Source organism: Pseudomonas sp. GW821-FHT07E12, from assembly GCF_058986605.1.
Genome location: NZ_JBYSVX010000007.1, coordinates 111,134 through 128,353, shown reverse-complemented (window position 1 = coordinate 128,353; position 17,220 = coordinate 111,134). Strand labels below are relative to the sequence as shown.

12 protein-coding genes are annotated in these 17,220 nt (G+C 63.1%); 4 read left to right on the top strand and 8 right to left on the bottom strand.

Annotated features, from left to right (window positions below; translation table 11 throughout):
* Positions 1–369: 369 nt before the first annotated feature.
* Positions 370–2,286 carry a hypothetical protein gene (locus AC3WJE_RS06895; protein ID WP_493730043.1) on the top strand — a complete coding sequence of 639 codons (1,917 nt, stop codon included), beginning with the start codon at positions 370–372 and terminating at the stop codon, positions 2,284–2,286.
* Positions 2,287–2,609: 323 nt separating this feature from the next.
* Here AC3WJE_RS06895 and AC3WJE_RS06890 read toward each other — a convergent pair whose 3' ends face one another.
* The 5 genes from AC3WJE_RS06890 to AC3WJE_RS06870 form a co-directional block, all read right to left on the bottom strand.
* On the bottom strand, positions 2,610–4,751 hold the full coding sequence (locus AC3WJE_RS06890) for a YjbH domain-containing protein (protein WP_493730066.1): 2,142 nt from the start codon (positions 4,749–4,751) through the stop codon (positions 2,610–2,612).
* Between the two features lie 38 nt (positions 4,752–4,789).
* Entirely contained in the window at positions 4,790–5,575 is a 786-nt protein-coding gene (locus AC3WJE_RS06885; protein ID WP_493730042.1) for a capsule biosynthesis GfcC family protein, read from the bottom strand.
* A gap of 4 nt (positions 5,576–5,579) precedes the next feature.
* Entirely contained in the window at positions 5,580–6,266 is a 687-nt protein-coding gene (locus AC3WJE_RS06880; RefSeq protein WP_493730041.1) for a YjbF family lipoprotein, read from the bottom strand.
* A gap of 3 nt (positions 6,267–6,269) precedes the next feature.
* Positions 6,270–7,370 (bottom strand): polysaccharide biosynthesis/export family protein, encoded by a 1,101-nt coding sequence (locus AC3WJE_RS06875; protein ID WP_493730040.1) that lies wholly within the window; start codon positions 7,368–7,370, stop codon positions 6,270–6,272.
* A gap of 475 nt (positions 7,371–7,845) precedes the next feature.
* The gene (locus AC3WJE_RS06870) at positions 7,846–8,505 is read right to left on the bottom strand and encodes a phosphatase PAP2 family protein (RefSeq protein WP_493730039.1); all 660 of its coding nucleotides are present in this window, start codon (positions 8,503–8,505) and stop codon (positions 7,846–7,848) included.
* A gap of 363 nt (positions 8,506–8,868) precedes the next feature.
* Here AC3WJE_RS06870 and AC3WJE_RS06865 point away from each other — a divergent pair, with 363 nt between their 5' ends.
* On the top strand, positions 8,869–9,279 hold the full coding sequence (locus AC3WJE_RS06865) for an RNA-binding S4 domain-containing protein (protein WP_493730038.1): 411 nt from the start codon (positions 8,869–8,871) through the stop codon (positions 9,277–9,279).
* 146 nt (positions 9,280–9,425) lie between these two features.
* On the opposite strand, the gene katG is transcribed toward AC3WJE_RS06865, so the two are convergent.
* Both katG and AC3WJE_RS06855 read right to left on the bottom strand, forming a co-directional pair.
* Complete coding sequence (gene katG, locus AC3WJE_RS06860) at positions 9,426–11,678, bottom strand: catalase/peroxidase HPI (RefSeq protein ID WP_493730037.1); 2,253 nt, start codon at positions 11,676–11,678, stop codon at positions 9,426–9,428.
* 338 nt (positions 11,679–12,016) lie between these two features.
* Positions 12,017–12,658, bottom strand: coding sequence for a DUF937 domain-containing protein (locus AC3WJE_RS06855; protein ID WP_493730036.1), 642 nt, complete (start codon positions 12,656–12,658; stop codon positions 12,017–12,019).
* 342 nt (positions 12,659–13,000) lie between these two features.
* Here AC3WJE_RS06855 and AC3WJE_RS06850 point away from each other — a divergent pair, with 342 nt between their 5' ends.
* Together AC3WJE_RS06850 and AC3WJE_RS06845 are read left to right on the top strand one after the other, a co-directional pair.
* A complete protein-coding gene (locus tag AC3WJE_RS06850) occupies positions 13,001–13,693 on the top strand; it encodes a helix-turn-helix transcriptional regulator (protein ID WP_493730035.1) in 693 nt (230 codons plus the stop codon).
* Between the two features lie 69 nt (positions 13,694–13,762).
* Complete coding sequence (locus AC3WJE_RS06845) at positions 13,763–14,392, top strand: glutathione S-transferase family protein (protein ID WP_493730034.1); 630 nt, start codon at positions 13,763–13,765, stop codon at positions 14,390–14,392.
* A gap of 117 nt (positions 14,393–14,509) precedes the next feature.
* On the opposite strand, the gene mutS is transcribed toward AC3WJE_RS06845, so the two are convergent.
* Positions 14,510–17,080 (bottom strand): DNA mismatch repair protein MutS, encoded by a 2,571-nt coding sequence (gene mutS, locus AC3WJE_RS06840; protein ID WP_493730065.1) that lies wholly within the window; start codon positions 17,078–17,080, stop codon positions 14,510–14,512.
* Positions 17,081–17,220 lie beyond the last annotated feature (140 nt).

Genomic DNA, 17,220 nt, shown 5'->3' with positions numbered 1-17,220 from the left:
GTGAGCATGTCGTTGAATTCGCGCGCCACGTCGAGCTTGCCCAGTTCGATCGTTTCGGCGCCACGCTTGAAGTGATCGATCAGCTTCGGGAGCAGGAAGTTGCCGGCCTGGCCAGCGCCGGCGGCGCGCTTTCATCGAGTACGCCTTCCGAGGCATTGCCGCATACGTTCGCGCTGCTGGCCAGCAACATACAGTCCGCGTGGGGAAGGGCAAATGAAGAGCAGATGACCCGACGGGCTTCGCCATGGTTCCGCTCCCGGCCGATCATCGGTAAAGTCGATGGGGCGCAATGCAGCAAGTGCTCCATCGAGTTTGTCATAGAGCAGGCATACGGCTTTATCCCAACGCTTAAGGGCGGAGGATTTCGCGATGACTCGCAATTCCATCGTTGTGTGCCAATGCATGGGGGCCGCCCTGCTGGCCGCAGTACAGCTGACTTTGTTGTCTGGCAGCGCCACCGCGTACGCACAGGAGTCCGCTTCTGGTCGCCTGCGCCCCTATATCGTTCCCGATCAGCTCGATCTCCCCATGCCGAAATGGTCCGCGACCATGCAGCCATGGCGAGCCTATGCGCAAACGGTCCCCGCCGTGAACTACCTGCACGGCCTGGGCATCATGTGGGGGAGCATGCCGCGCAACATGACTCCGGACGCGATGGCCGGCCTGCTGCAAGACGCCGGATTCAGCCGCGTGCGCTACGAGTTGCAATGGGGCGCCGTCAAATGGGATGAGTCCGGTTTCGCCCCCGATCAGCAGGCCACACTTGATTCCTCGATGGCCGCTTTCCGCGCGCACAAGCTGCGGCCATTGATTCTGCTCAACGCACATCATCTGCGGCCCTGCCCGATAAAGGACATTCGTACTGTCACGTTGAAGCAAGCCGCGCCAGCGGGTGCGAAGAACCTCGAACTTGTCGATGATCTTTCCGACATGCCCGTCTGGAAGACCGAAATCCTGTCGCTCACTACTTCCAGGCAGGCAGGGCCGTTGCTCACTTCGCTGGACAAATCCGGCCATGTCGAACTCTCTCGTGCTCTTGCCAACGCCTTGCCGGCCGGCACCAGAATCACTGTCGGCACGCTCAAATACCTTCCGCTCTATCCGATGGGAACTCCGCAGTACAACGAGACCCTGGAGGGCTGGAACAAGTACGTCGCACTAGCCGTTGATGCGGTTGCCAAGGCTTATGGCAGCAATGATTTCGACGTCGAGATATGGAACGAGCTTGGCTTTGGTTCCAACTTCCTGGACATCAACAACTACACAGACGGAAATACCATCCCCAAAGCAACGAAAGATCCCCTGCGCCGAGGCGGATCGGACTGGAACCTGGCCAGCAATGCGGTGGACATAATCGGGAAGAGCCATCCAGGAGTGAAAGTCACCTGGGGATTTTCGAGCATCACTTTTTTCCATACTCCGATAGCCGAGTTGCCGCCCGGAATTGCGGGCCAGAGTTATCATCCATATAACGCAGGCCCAGGCTGTGTGCCTAAGGCCGCGGAAACCCGCCTGCAATACAACGCAGACTCGTTCGTGCCGAACTTCTGCTTGGCGATTCCCGAAGGCATTACCGCTACCTTCCAGAAAACCGAGTCGCTGCTTCGACTGATCAATCCAATCGCGCGCGAGACAAAACCGCACGGTTCGGCGGCATTCGACCACTACATCACCGAGCATGGTGAAACCGCATCCGATTTCGGCCTCGATGGCGCCCAAGCGCAGCGCATGAAGGCCAAGTTCGAACTGCGGGCACCCGCTTTCTGGCTGAACAAGGGAATCAAGGCCTTCTACACCTATCACGCCTACGATGATGCCGATACCGGCTTCGGCCTGCTCTCTGCTGGCAGTCTGCAGAGTTCCATCGTGCTGGCCTCACTCAAACGGATGACGCATGAATTCTCGGGCGCTATCGATATTGGAGCACCGCGACAGCTTGGCTTCGAATATTCCTCGGTGCAGGCTTCCCCGGCGGCCATCACATACGATAACGGCCAGGCGGCGTTGACGAATCAGGACCTTGTCCAGGTTCTTCCCTATCAGATCGATGCCAGTCACTTCGTCGTGCCGATGTACGTGATGGCATTCGGATTCCCGGCCGATCTGCCGCCGGAAAGTTTCGACTTCAGGATCAGTGGAGTACACGGACAAACCGTCAAGGCCAGACTTTACGATCCGTTGCTTGACAAGGATGAGCCCGTTTCCATTACGTCGCGATCCAGTGATGCGATAACGGTGCGCCTCGCGCTCACCGATTCGGTACGCTTGCTCAAGCTTGCAGAATGATCCTGCCGCGTACTGTAATGGCCCGCTGGTTTCTGTGCAGATCATCCGGTTAGGAAACGGGCCATTGAGACGATGCAGCGATAGGGCGTGCAGATCGTCATCCCTTGCCATTCAACGCGCAAAATACAGGGTGACTACGACCGGGCGCTATACAAACACCCCCTTGATCGGGAACTTCTTCGCCAAGCTCAAGCAGTATCGGGCTATTGCTACCCGATACGACAGGATCGCCTGCAACTTCCTTGGAGCCATCCACTGGATTGGCCTCGATCATCCTGCTCAATTGATGACACGCCCTGCTGGCTCGGTTCCGGGATTTTGAGTTACCTATCGATCTTGTCCAGATTCTCGTAGAAGAATCCCTCGTCACGCTCGCTCGTAATTGGGTACAGCGAGTACTTGCGGGCGAGCATTGCTCCGCCGTCGCGGATCAGGGGTTGCCACATTATGGTGGCGCGGCCTCGAGTCGAGCGTGGCAGGATCAGGTCGAACGGGATCGAGAAATAGATCCCCTTGTCGAAGCTGCCCTCGCCGAATTCGGTCGAAGAAACGTTGGTCTTGGTGGCATAGGCACCCATCGTTACACCATTGGAGAACGTACGGGCGACATCGAGCGTGGCGCCCCAGTCCCCTGCCAGGTAGCGGCCGGCACTGAGCGCGGCCACCACACGTTGTTCGCGACCAAAGGTGTAATAAAGGGTCGTGTGGCCCGTGGTGACGCTGTAGTCGCGCAGTCCGAAATGTTGGTTGTAGTCGCGCTGCTTGACCCAGTTGACGTTGGCGCCCAGGGCCCAGCGCTCGCCCATCGGGCGATACAGCATCTCACCGCCTGCGCCTGCATACATCCATTCCAGATAACCTGCATAAGCCATGCCGTACAGGTCGTGGCCTAGTTGGCCGGCCGTGGTCAGTTGGAAGTTGGGTAGGGTGACGTCCGAGGTCGTCATGTATTGACGCAGATCGGTGCGTACGCGCGGCATGTTGCTGGGAGCGTCGTACTTGAACTTGTCGTAGTTGTTGAGCAGGTTGCCGCTGATCGTGCCGGTAAGCCAGGTGTTGCGATTGAAGAACCAGCTGCCTGAATAGTTCGCGGAGATGCGGTACAGGATGAAGCCATCCGGACCACCCAGGTTCTGGTTGTAGCTCAGGTTGAAACCACCACCATAATGTTCCACTGGCGCGGTATAGAGCACATCGGTCTCACGCTTTGCAGGGGCATTGAGTTCTGTGCCTAGCTTGAGTTGATCCAGGTCGATGCGATGGTTGGCGTAGTCGACGAACTTCTCGCGATTGATGCTGGTTTCCGCGATGGGCATGCCCACACGTTTGTCGACCAGGGTGAACCACTCAATGTCCGCTGGGGCGACGTTGTCCAGGATACGGGCGCTGCGACCCAAGCCTTGCGTCGGATAGAAGTAGCGCAGCTGCTGGCCGGTGACGAACAGTTCCGATCCACGTCGCGAGATTTCCTCGACACGTATACCCGCGTTGTTGCGCAGCCGGCGAGCCACGTCTTCCCAATCCGGAGTGGTGGACGAGGAGGGAGCATCGACGCCTGGGGCGTTGTTGACCACGATAGACGTGTTCACGCCGGGTTTCGTGCCTGCGCTGGACTGCAACGGCTCGGGAGCAGGATCGAACGGCTTGGGCGCTACCGGCGAATGCCCCGGGTTGCTGCGGAAGGTAATGGCGAACATCGCGGTATTTCCGCGCTCCCAACCGGTGGTCAGCTGGATGTTGCGATTCAGGGTGAACACCGCGCCGATGTTGATGGGCGTGTCTTGCTTCTGATTGTTGTTCTGCGGCTCGTGCTTGTAGTCGTTGCCGTCGTACTCGAGCTTTAACTGCAGACGGTCCCACGGTGTCTGGTAGACGATGCCTCCGAAGACTCCGACGGGACCGTGGAACATGTTTTTACTGCTCAAGTTGCCCCATTCACCGGTGGCGGTTGGGCGAATCTTGTAGTCCTCGTCGGCCCAGCCCAGCGGATTGCTGAAATCCCCGCGGTTACCGATATAGCCGGTCGCCAGGCCCAGGCTGGCGTCCACCGGACCGAAGCGCTTGTTGGCTACAAGGTATTCGCTGGAAAACAAACCTGTGCCGCCAAAGTCACGGAATCCCAAGGCAATTTCCGGAATCCAACGACTTTCTTGCCAGAGCCGGAGTTTGAAGTCGATCGACTTGTCCTTGTAGTTCTGGTCGCCGCTGAGTGATTCGGCGCCGTAACGGCGATTGCTCACGTTGATATAGCGGAATGCGCCTTCCAGCCAAGGGAACGGCTGCAATACCACGTTGTAGCGGCTATACGGTGAGGTGTGCGAGGCCGTGAAAGAGATGTCGCCTTCTTCGGCCATGCGCGCGGTCGGGGTTTGCAGCAGGCCGATGCCACCCCAGTCACTGGCTGTTGGAGCAGGCGCTTCCTGGGCATGCACGGTGAAGGCCGTGGCTATCGCCAGAAGGCTCAAGGTGCAGCGAGTCAGGTCGGACGTGATGCGATGCGGCTTCAAAGGGTCACTCCGGGCGCCGGCAGCGGTTGAGTTGCCAGGAAGTCAGCGAGCAGGCGGTTGAAGTCGGGATCCACGTCGTGCAAGGCGCGCTGCGCTACCGGTACATAGACAACGGCGCCAGGTGCCAGTGGCTGTGGAGAGCTTCGATTCCAGGCAGCAATGCCCAGTTCCTGTACGTGGCCGTCAGGCTGGATCACGTAGAGCAGATCGCGATCCGCGATGGCTGACCCTGGGCATGCGGACAAGTAGGCCTTGACGTCCTGGAGGGGCACGTGTGGCAGTTGGCAGGGAGCCTTGACCGTGCCAACGACTTGGATGTGTTCGGGGCGGGTCGGATAGATCACGCGATCGCCGGATGCGACTGGCCGATTGAGCGCGGCATTGATTTCCAGCAGCCTCGGTTCCAGCTGTTGTGCTACGCGTCCAGTGACGGGAAGGGCGGCCAGCCATTCCGCCATCGACGAGGCTGTCGATGCAATGTCCGCGTCATTGCTGCCTCGCAGGGCTTGCAAGTCATAGAGCAAGCCTGCCTTGAGTCGGGTCTGTTCGCTCAGTGCGGATTGGCGTAGCAGTGCCGCACCCAGTGGATAGGCGGAAGGCATTGGGCGGGCGGCCAATACTGCCTGACTCAGGCGTGCTCCCCCAGGCAGAGGAAATTGACCGGCCGATTGAACCGCGCCTTCGACGGTGACGGTGATCGGCGCCGTGGAAGTCTCGGCCGCCGCCGGCAGGATGGAGCCGAAAAGGAAAAACAGGAGCGTGGCCGAACGTGGGAAAGTCATGCGGCTAGGACTTCGCTGGGAAATAGGGCTTGAGCTGAACGATCTCGACCGCTTGTCCCGGGGCGAGATACTGCTTGCTCTTCCAGATGAACCCGGTTTCGGGATCAGCCCAATAAGAGTTGGTGCCGGACAGGCCTGGGCCGTCCAGTGTTTCCTCGAAGCGGGTTAGCTGCAGCGTGTGCCCCAGGATCGTGACGGCTTCCGATCCAATCCGTCGTAGGCTGCCGGTAGCCGGAACGCCGTAGCGGTAGCCCGGCATCCAGTCATAGCGACGTTGCACCGTCACCGGACCCTGTACGGATTGCAGGTGCAGGAATGGGTTATCGCCCTCGATCCGGATCGAGGCGCTGCGCGCCTGGCTGACCGCGCCAAGGAGTAGGCCATTCTGCTGCAGGTAATAGATAGCGTGATGGCCGGCGTACCAGACTTGGCGCCCGTCCTCGACATGTCCCATCACCAGCACGCCGTTGACATCGGGTGCGTGCAGCAGAAGTTGCGGATAGGGCAATGCGGCGACCTGTGCAGGCGTCGGATCGGTCGATTTACCCTTGAAGAGCAGGCTGATCGCATCGGTAGTGGAGCGGCTGACCGTGGTGCAACCGGCGACACCAAGTACCAGCCCGGCTGCCAGTAGCAGCCGGGTATGGCCGGGCGTCGATCGTCGGGCCGTGCGCGAACGCTCGACTCTCATGGGTCAGTCCTGCAGATCGTTGCGGGCGCTGGCAGCATTGCTGATGATGCTGGTGAACGGCAGCAACTGATTCACGAAGCGGCTCCAGCGGGTAACGCCGGCGGCGCCGACGAAAACCACATCGCCCGGTCGCAGCTGGAACTGGCTGGCCACCGCGAAAGCAGTCGGAGAGCGTGCTTCCAGGTGATAGATCACTGACGGCTCCTGCTGGAGGTCATGAGCACCGCGAATGACATAGACCGCGTTGCCGTTGGCCGTGGTTTGCGCCAGACCGCGCGCGCGGCCCAACGCCTGACTGAGCGAGATATCGTTGGTGCGGAAGTTGTAGGCGCCGGGCAGCGTCACTTCGCCGACCACGAAGACTTCCTTGCGGTCCAGGTACGGTACGTAGATGCTGTCGCCGTCCTTGAGGTAGATCTGCTTGCCGTTGCTTTGCCGCGCCAGCTTTTCCAAGTCGATGGTGTGGGTGTGGCCGTCCCGGGTGAGTTGCACACCGGAGAGGTCGGCTTCGAGCTGGTTCAGCCCGGCCTGGCTGATGGCGTCGCCAAGGGTTATCGGCACCACGGTAAGCGGCACGGTTGTCGAGCGCTCGGCTGCACCGGTGACCCAGACGCGCTGGCTGGCGTAGGTCAGGATCGAGATGTCAATCTGCGGAGACTCGATGTACTTGGCCAGGTGCTGGCTGAGTTCATCGCGGAGCTGGATGGGAGTTTTGTCGAGCGCCTGGATCTTGCCGATATAGGGATAGAACAGGCTGCCGTCGGCCTGCACCTGGCGGCCGGCCATTGTTGCTTGTTGCTGTGCGCCCGCCGGTACGGTCAGTTCCGGATGATCCCAGACGGTGATGTAGAGCACGTCGCCTTTGCCGATGCGATAAGGCTCGGGCTGGTAGTCGAGCAACTCGGCTGGCAATGTCTGATGTGCCTGTGCGGCCTGATCCATCGCGATCAGCTTGGGCGTGATTGGGATCATCTCCATGCGGCCGTCATCGCTGGCGCGATCGGCGCTGACGTCGCTGCTGCGCAGATGCTGGCCAGGTGCCCAGATGCATGCGGAGAGGGAAAGGGAGGTCAGCAGGGCGGCGAGCAGGCGTGTGTATTTCATCGACATTCCATTAGTGAAAGTGCTCCAGGCATAAAAAAACCCTCGCCAAGCTTCGCCCGGCGAGGGCTCTTACACACCGGGTCAGGCCGAATTAACCGCCAGTGCCGCCAGTGCCACCCGTACCGCTGGTGCCACCCGTACCTGGACCACCCGGGTTGCCCGGGCCGCCTGGATTACTGCCTGCGTCGTTTTCGCCGCTCGAACTGTCGCCGGCAATGCTGTAGACAACTGCGGCAGCTGCGACACCCGCAGCAACCCAAGCTGCCGTGTTGACAGCGGCGTATTCCGCAGCTGCGCCATCGGCCGGCGTAGAGCTTCCGGCCGGAGCCGTCTGCGCCCATGCTGGCGACGTGAGAGCCAAGGCAATGGCCGTTACGATCAACTTCTTCATGGGACGCTCCTAAAAAGTCCATGTGAAAAGGAAGTCACAGGCAGGATCCTGTCGGAAGATGGCGGACTTGTCAATCGGTTTGGTTCATGGGGGATGACCGATTTCCGATTGCTTTCCAGAGGTTACGTGACCCCGATGCAGCCATTCACGTTGGTAGATCTTGTCGTGACCAGAGAGATATTTGGCAAGCATGACAACAAGCTGGTGTGTGCTGGCCTGGGGAGGAATGGTATGCAGGCCGAGTGCCAACAGTGCCGGGACAAGCCATTTCCAGGCCGATAACGGGGCGATCCGGGCCGGCCAGGCCGACAGGGTCAGCGCTGAGGCCAGGCCTCCGATGAGCAGTCCGCTGGCGATTTCGGAGACGGAGTGCGCATTCAGCGGGAGCCGGGAGTAGGCGATGGCCAGCGCAAGTACCCCACCGCTCGCGATGAGCCAGCGGCGCGAAATCTTCGAGCCGGCGCCCAGGAGGACGGCCAGCGGGGGATAGATGCTGGCTGCCATGGTGGCGTGGCCGCTGAAGCCGGTGAAGTCCAGTGCGGCTGATCCGATGCCCCAGCCCATGAACGCGATCTTGGAGGCCAGCACGATCGTTGCTGCAATGGCGATCGCGGCGGCCCAGCGCGAGGCGGCGCGCCAGGGCAGGTTGCCGGCGGCGGCGGATACGAGCATCAGTGCGGCGGTTGCGGGCAGCAGCCATTTGCTGTTGCCCAGCTCGGAGAGCAGCGCCCAAGCATTCGACATGAATTGGTTTTCTTGCGGGGGAGTGGAGGGTAGGTGAGGCGGGATGGCTGGGAGATGACCGGCCAACGGGAGGGGCGATCGTACCGGGGCCGAGGCGATATGCCACCGATTAAGGTCAAAGGAGAAAATTCTGCCCTGACGATTCGATCTTCGCTTCGGTCTGCGATGAGATAGAGCGAACGCCTGTTTGACCTGGGCTGTGACGGGCGAAGTTGGTGGCGTGGCGTGCTCGTCTTTACAATGGCTGAGGCGGATGGCGGCGCCCGTTTTTTCGTATCCGTCAGCGTCCGGGCGTGAGTTTCCGGCAGGTGGCCGGTCAGGCCGAATTTCGTGGCGAGTAGGTGCAGGGTTGGTGGCAGAGGTATGACGATCGAGTCCGTTATCGCACCGTCCGCGGTGCGTCTGGATGTGTGGCTTTGGGCTGCGCGCTTCTTCAAGACGCGTAGCTTGAGCAAGCAGGCGATCGAGACCGGGAAGGTGGAGGTCGATGGGCAGCGGCCGAAATCCTCGCGCGCGGTGCGCATGGGTGAGTTGTTGCGCATCAGCCGGGGCGATGAGGTGTTCGAAATCGTCGTGCGTGCGCTCAGTGAGCAGCGCGGGCCTGCGCCGGTTGCTCAACAGCTGTACGAGGAGAGTGAGGCTTCCCGGGCGAAACGAGCCGAGGTGCGGGCGCTGCGGGCTGCACAGCGTACGGGTTATCAGCCGCCGGAGCATCGGCCGGACAAGCGTGCGCGGCGCTTGATTCGTGCGTTGGGTGATATCGACGCGATGTAGTGTTTGCAGGGTGATAAGAAAAACGCCCCGACCAGGTCGGGGCGTTTCTGCTGCTCCCTTTGCCAAGGGATTCAGGGGCGTCGATCCGGACCAGGCGCCGGGCCGACACTGTCGGCATGCGTCCCGAAGGACGCATGCCGTGACGATCACGCCAGGTCGAAGCGATCCAGGTTCATCACCTTGGTCCAGGCGACGACGAAGTCGCGAACGAACTTCTCCTGGGCGTCCGCGCCTGCATAGACCTCGGCGACCGCGCGCAGCACCGAGTTGGAGCCAAATACCAGGTCGGTACGCGTGCCGGTCCACTTGAGCTCGCCGCTCTTGCGGTTGCGGCCTTCGAATACGTCGCGAGCCTGCGAAGCCGATTTCCATTCGGTATTCATGTCGAGCAGGTTGACGAAGAAGTCGTTGCTCAGCGTCTCCGGGCGGGCGGTGAACACGCCGTGCTTGGAGTCGCCGACGTTGGCGCCCAGCACGCGCAGGCCGCCGATCAGGACCGTCAGTTCCGGCGCGGTAAGGGTCAGCAACTGGGCGCGGTCGATCAGCAGATGCTCGGCCGGTACCACGTAGCGACCCTTGAGGTAGTTGCGGAAGCCGTCGGCGACCGGTTCGAGCGGCTCGAAGGAGGCGACGTCGGTCTGTTCCTGCGAGGCGTCGGTGCGGCCCGGTGCAAACGGCACTTCGATCGCGGTACCTGCTTTCTTCGCGGCCTGTTCGACACCGACGCCGCCGGCCAGCACGATCAGGTCGGCCAGCGAGACCTTCTTGCCGCCGCTCTGCGCGCCGTTGAACGTCTTCTGGATGTCTTCCAGCGCGCCCAGCACCTTCGCAAGCTGCGCCGGCTGGTTGACCGCCCAGTCCTTCTGCGGGGCCAGTCGGATGCGTGCGCCATTGGCGCCGCCGCGCTTGTCGCCGCCACGGAAGGTCGAGGCCGATGCCCAGGCGGTCGAAACCAACTGCGCAATCGTCAGGCCCGAGGCCTGGATCTTCTGCTTGAGCGAGGCGATGTCCTGCGCGTCGATCAGCGGATGCTCGGGGGCGGGAATCGGGTCCTGCCAGATCAGTTCTTCGGCCGGGACTTCCGGGCCGAGGTAACGCGCGCGCGGGCCCATGTCGCGGTGGGTCAGCTTGAACCAGGCGCGGGCGAAGGCGTCGGCGAACTGGTCGGGGTTTTCCAGGAAGCGGCGCGAGATCTTCTCGTAGGCCGGGTCGAAGCGCAGCGACAGATCGGTGGTCAGCATCTTCGGCCGGTGCTTCTTCGACGGATCGTGTGCGTCGGGCACGTCGGCTGCGGCGTCCTTGGCGACCCACTGATGCGCGCCAGCCGGGCTCTTGGTCAGCTCCCACTCGTGCTTGAACAGGTTCTCGAAGAAGAAGTGGCTCCATTGCGCCGGTGTCTGGGTCCAGGTGACTTCCAGGCCGCTGGTGATCGTGTCGCCGCCCTTGCCTGTGCCGAACTTGTTCGACCAGCCAAAGCCCTGGGTCTCGAGGTCGGCGGCCTCGGGCTCGACGCCAACGTTGTCGGCGGGGCCGGCGCCGTGGGTCTTGCCGAAGGTGTGGCCGCCGGCGATCAGCGCGACGGTCTCTTCGTCATTCATCGCCATGCGCGCGAAGGTGTCGCGGATATCGTGCGCGGCGGCGATCGGATCGGGGTTGCCGTCCGGGCCTTCCGGGTTCACGTAGATCAGGCCCATCTGCACGGCGGCGAGCGGGTTTTCCAGGTTACGGGAATGGCCGGCGTCTTCGGCCTTGTCGTCGGTCACCAGCACGCCTTCGTTGCCGGGGTTCTCGACGCCTTCCGAGCCGCGCGCGTAGCGCACGTCGCCGCCCAGCCAGGTGGTCTCGCGGCCCCAATACACGTCCTGGTCGGGTTCCCAGGTGTCCGGGCGGCCACCGGCAAAGCCGAAGGTCTTGAAGCCCATCGATTCCAGCGCGACGTTGCCGGTGAGGATCATCAGGTCGGACCAGGAGATTTTCTGGCCGTACTTCTGCTTGATCGGCCACAGCAGGCGACGTGCCTTGTCCAGGCTGACGTTGTCCGGCCAGCTGTTGAGCGGGGCGAAGCGCTGCTGTCCGCGACCGCCGCCGCCGCGACCATCGCCGATGCGGTAGGTGCCGGCACTGTGCCAGGCCATGCGGATGAACAGCGGGCCGTAGTGGCCGAAGTCCGCTGGCCACCAGTCCTGCGAGTCGGTCATCAGCGCGTGCAGGTCCTTTTTCAGCGAGGCGTAGTCGAGTTTCTTGAATTCCTCTGCGTAGTCGAATGTTTCGCCCAACGGATCGGACTTGTTCGAGTGTTGGTTCAACAGGTCTACGCGTAGCTGATTCGGCCACCAGTCCTTGTTGCTGGTGCCGCCACCGGCGGTTTGGTGGAAGGGGCACTTGGCTTCGGTTGTCATGACTTGTTTACCTGGGTTCGTACGCACTGGGTGACTGCTCGTCCCGATCTGGAGTTCGAGCACCGATGAAGGGATGTTCCCGTGGCGGAGTTACCGCTGCGCTGCATCACGCGGCAGGGTGCGGTGCGGGGGCGACATGGGCTGGGCCGGCTGTGCCGCGGTGTCCCGGGTGTTCGGGAGGCTATCGACGGTGGGCTTGCGCATGGCGGGCTCCTCACGGGGTTTGGACACGATAAGTAGCGTCGATCGTTTGGTGAATTCGAATTATTTGAATATTTCAATAGTCAGGGGCTATGGATTGGGGCGTGACGTGTCTGCCAGCCGCATGCGAGGCGTTTTCAGCGGGAGCCGCCGAACAGGTTGCCGCCGAGCTTCAGGAGATCACCGACGCCGAGCTTGCCGTCGCCGTCCTGATCCAGCACCTGACCGAGCAGGCCGGAAACACCGCTGTCGGCGCTGACTTGCTGATGTTCCTGTCCGAGCACCTGGCTCAACTGGTTGGCATTGGCGGGCGCACTGGTATCGGCATTGCCGCCGCCGAGGAAACGATGGGCAAGGAAGCCGAGCACGATCGGGGCGAGGATCTGCAGCAGCTGTCCGGACTTGCCGCTGTCCAGGCCGGTGGCCTGGCTGAGTCCACTGGCTGCCTGCGGGGTGTTGCCGCCGAAGATGTGGCCGAGGATGCCGGTGCCGTTGGTCTGGGATGAGCCGCCGCCGCCGAACACGGAACCGAGCAGGCCGCCCAGGTCGAAGCCGCCGCCGGTCGCCGCGCCGGCATGATCGTTCTGCAGGGCACCCAGCAATGCCTGTGCACCTCCCGGTTGCTGGGTGTTGTGGCCGAGCGCGCCGAGCAGCAGCGGCACTGCCGAGGACACGGCCGATTCTGCCTGGGTCGGATCGATGCCCAGCCGCGAGGCGATCTGTTGGATCCCGGGACCCTGGAGCTGCTGGAGCAGACTGCTGGTAAGGGTGTTGTCCATGACCTTGTCCTGACGAATTGCCGGAGCGGCGGGATGCCGAGCCTAGCAGAGGCATCCGTTGTCAAAATGCGAGCAAGTGCGCGGCCCGGCATCAGAGGGAGGGGCGGTTTGAATGGCCGCTCGGGTCTGGCGATGGCGGCGCGCTCGGGGTGACAAAACCCGCAGCGAAGGGGCTGGATTGCTGCGTCGCATCCAGTGATGGCGGTGTTCTCGCCAAGCGGTCGCAGCCGTTGCCGTTACGTCGGGGAATGCGTGGATGGTGCATCGCTGGGATCGGCGGGATTCGTGGCAATCGCGCCTGTAGCTGGCGTTATGCTGACCGACCTGTCGCCGAGTCCACGGATGACCATTCGCGCCGCCCGCCTGTTGCACTTGATCGACGAACTGCGCCGTCGGCGCGGGCCTGTGCGCGGGGCACGCTTGGCCGAGCTGCTCGGTGTGAGCCTGCGCACGCTGTATCGCGATATCGAATCCCTGCGGGAGCAGGGCGCGGATATCGTGGGTGACCCGGGCGTCGGTTTCCAGTTGCGTCCTGGCTTCCTGTTGCCACCGATGATGTTCTCGGCGGAGGAACTGGAAGCACTGGCGCTGGGCGCGCGCTGGGTTGCTTCGCATGCGGATCCGGAGCTGGCCGGCGCAGCGGTGCGTGCGTTGGATCGTGTCGTCGGCACGCTGCCGGATAACCTGCGTCTGCAGGTGGAAACCAGTGGCTTGTTCGCGCCGGACTGGAGCCCGAAGGTTCCGGAGCCGTGGTTGCCGGTGTTGCGCCGCACGATTCGCCAGGGTCATGTGGTGCGGATGCACTACCGCGATGCGGAAGACCGGACCACCGAGCGTACTGTCTGGCCCTTCGCGATGGCGTTCCTCGATGACGTGCGGCTGTTTGCCGCCTGGTGCGAGTTGCGCGCCGATTTCCGGCATTTCCGGGCCGATCGTGTGCTTTCGCTCGACGACACTGGCGTGCGCTACCCGAATCAGCGCCATCATCTGCTGCGGCGCTGGGAACAGGCGCGGCCGCGCGTCGATGGCGGATGATCGACTGCTGACAGCAGGTGTCAGCAGGCCATGCCCACACTGCAGCTTCTTTCAACGCAGGAGCATGTCATGGGCGCTACGCTGACCTTCTATACCCATCCGATGTCGCGCGCCCGGATCGCGCGCTGGATGTTGGAAGAAACCGGCCTGCCGTACGAGGAGGTGGTGCTGGATTTCGGTACCACGATGAAATCGCCCGACTATCTGGCGATCAACCCGATGGGCAAGGTGCCGGCGATACGGCATGGCGATACCGTCGTCACCGAGAGCGTGGCGGTGTGCGCCTACCTTGCCGAGCTGGTGCCAAGAAAAGGATTGGCGCCGGCTTATGGTTCAGCAGAGCGGGGCGCTTACTTCCGCTGGCTGTTCTTCCTCTCCGGGCCGCTGGAGTCGTTGATGACCGCAAAGCATGCCGGCACGTTGGCTCCGGCGATGCACGCGGGCTACGGTCGCGAGGAGGACGTGCTGCGCACGCTGGAACAGGCCGTGACCGGCAAGGAGTATCTGGTCGGCAACCGTTTCACCGCCAGCGACCTGATCATGGCCGCGTTTCTCAACTACTACATGATGATCGGTGTGCTGGAGAAACGACCGGCTTTCGAGGTTTACGCGAGCCGGCACGTGCGGCGCCCGGCCGCGCTGGCTGCCAATGCGCGCGATGAAGCGTTGGCGGCGATGCATGCGAAATCTGCTGCGTGAGCCGGCACGGATCCATTGTCTGAAGCAAGCCGTCTTGCCACGGGAACTCCCGTGGCAAGTGCGGCGATCCATCCATGAGTTGAACCGGCGGGACACGCCCTGGCGGGCGTCGCTGCGCTACAGCAGCGACCTGAGCCGGTAAAGCGCCTCCATGGCCTGCTTCGGTGTCAGCTCGTCCGGGTCGAGCGCCTGCAGCGCGTCCAGGGCGGCGGAGTTCGCTGCGAACAGGCCGAACTGCTGCGGGGCATCCAGCGACTGCGGTGCCATCTGCGCGGCGTGGCTTTCGCCACCGCGCTGTTCCAGCTCGGCCAGCCGGCGACGTGCCTGTGCCACGGTGGCCTTGGGCAGACCAGCCAGTGCGGCGACCTGCAGGCCGAAGCTGCGGTTGGCCGGGCCGTCCTTGACCGCGTGCATGAACACCAGCGTGTCGCCGCCGTTCTTGTCGGTATGTTCGACTGCGTCCAGGTGCACGTTGGCGATACCGCTGGGGCCGCCTTCGACCGATTCGTCGGCCAGTGCGGTCAGCTCGAAGTAATGGGTGGCGAACAACGTGTAGCAACGGTTGGCCTGGGCGAGATGGCGCGCGACCGCATCGGCCAGCGCCAGGCCGTCGTAGGTCGAGGTGCCGCGGCCGATCTCGTCCATCAGCACCAGCGAGTGCGCGGTGGCGTGGTGCAGGATGTAGCTGGTTTCGGCCATTTCGACCATGAAGGTCGATTGGCCCTTGGCGAGGTCGTCGCCGGCGCCGATGCGGGTCAGGATGCGGTCGATCGGACCGATCAGCGCGCGCGCGGCCGGCACGTAGCTGCCGATGTGCGCGAGCAGCACGATCAGTGCGTTCTGGCGCATGTAGGTCGATTTACCGCCCATGTTCGGGCCGGTGATGACCAGCATGCGGCGCTCCGGATGCAGGTCCAGATCGTTGGGCTCGAATGGCAGATCGCGCACCGCCTCGACCACCGGGTGGCGGCCGCGTTCGATGCGCAGATGCGGTTCGCTCTGCAGTTCCGGCTGCGACCAGTCCAGCGCCTGCGCGCGTTCGGCGAAGCAGCCCAGCACGTCCAGTTCGCTGAGTGCGCCGGCGCAGCGCTTGAGCGTTTCCAGTTCCGCGCCACTGAGTGTGTCCAGCAGTTGTTCGTACAGCAGCTTCTCGCGTGCCAGCGAGCGTTCGCGTGCGGACAGTACCTTGTCCTCGAAGGCTTTCAGCTCCTCGGTGATGTAGCGCTCGGCGTTGGTCAGGGTCTGGCGGCGGGTATAGTGCACCGGCGCTTTTTCGGACTGGCCCTTGCTGATTTCGATGTAGTAGCCGTGGACGCGGTTGTAGCCGACCTTGAGGGTCGGGATGCCGCTGGTCTGGCGCTCGCGGGTTTCCAGGTCGATCAGGAACTGATCGGCATGCGTGGACAGGCGCCGCAGTTCGTCCAGTTCGGTGTCGAAGCCTTCGGCGATCACGCCACCGTCGGAGAGCTTGAGCGGCGGTTGCTCGGCGATCGCCGAGGCGAGCAGGTGGGCGGTGGCGTCGTGTTCGCCGAGTTCGGCATGCAGCGCTTGCAGGCGTGGCGAATCCAGCGGCTGCAGGATCGCGCGTACCTGCGGCAGCAGCGCCAGACCATCGCGCAGGGTCGAGAAGTCACGCGGGCGCGCCGAGCGCAGTGCCACGCGGGTGAGGATGCGTTCCAGGTCGCCGAGTGCGCGGAAGGTCTCGCGCAGTTCGACATCGGCGCCATGGTGGATCAGCGTGCCGATTGCGGCGTGACGCTGCGCGAGCACATCGCGCAGGCGCAGCGGGCGATGCAGCCAGCGTCGCAGCAGGCGCCCGCCCATCGGCGTCACCGTGCTGTCGAGCACGCCGAGCAGGGTGTTGCGGGTGTCGCCATCGACGCGGGTATCGAGTTCAAGGTGGCGGCGGGTGGCGGCGTTCATCGCGATCGCTTCGCTGGCCACTTCCATCGCGATCGAGGTCAGGTGCGGCAGGCGCTGCTTCTGGGTTTCCTCGACATAGCCGAGCAGAGCGCCAGCGGCGGCGGTGGCGCGCGGCTTGTCGTCGATGCCGAAGCCGGACAGGTCATGCAGCTTGAAGAACGCCAGCAGCTGGCGACGGCCGCTGTCGGCGTCGAACAGCCACGGTGCGCGACGGCGCACGCCGCTGCGCTGGCGCAGGAATTCCGGCCAGGCCTCTTCGTCGGGGATCAGCAGCTCGGCCGGCTCCAAGCGTGCAAGTTCGGCTTCCAGCGCATCCTCGCTGTCGACTTCGTTGACCATGAAGCGGCCGCCGGCCAGATCGGCCCAGGCCAGGCCGTAACCGCTCTTGTTGCGCGAGAGTGCCATCAGCAGCGTGTCGCGGCGCTCGTCGAGCAGCGCCTCGTCGGTGACGGTACCCGGGGTGACGATGCGTACCACCTTGCGTTCGACCAGGCCCTTGGCCAGCGCCGGATCGCCGATCTGCTCGCAGATCGCCACCGATTCGCCCAGCGCCACCAGCCGCGCCAGATAGCCCTCGTAGGCGTGCGCCGGCACGCCGGCCATCGGGATCGGCGCGCCGCCGGAGCTGCCACGCTGGGTCAGGGTGATGTCGAGCAGGCGCGCGGCCTTGCGCGCGTCGTCGTAGAACAGCTCGTAGAAGTCGCCCATCCGGAAGAACAGCAGCAGCTCGGGGTACTCCGTCTTGGCGGCGAAGTACTGCTTCATCAGGGGCGTATGTTCCACAGAACCCTTGTCCTGCTTGCTTTTTGCGGTTGAATCCAGGTCTTGCAAGTTCTTGGCTTCCGGCGGTTGGAAAAGAGCGCTTAGCGCGGCGGCCATGATAAGGGAGAGCGCTGACCATGTAT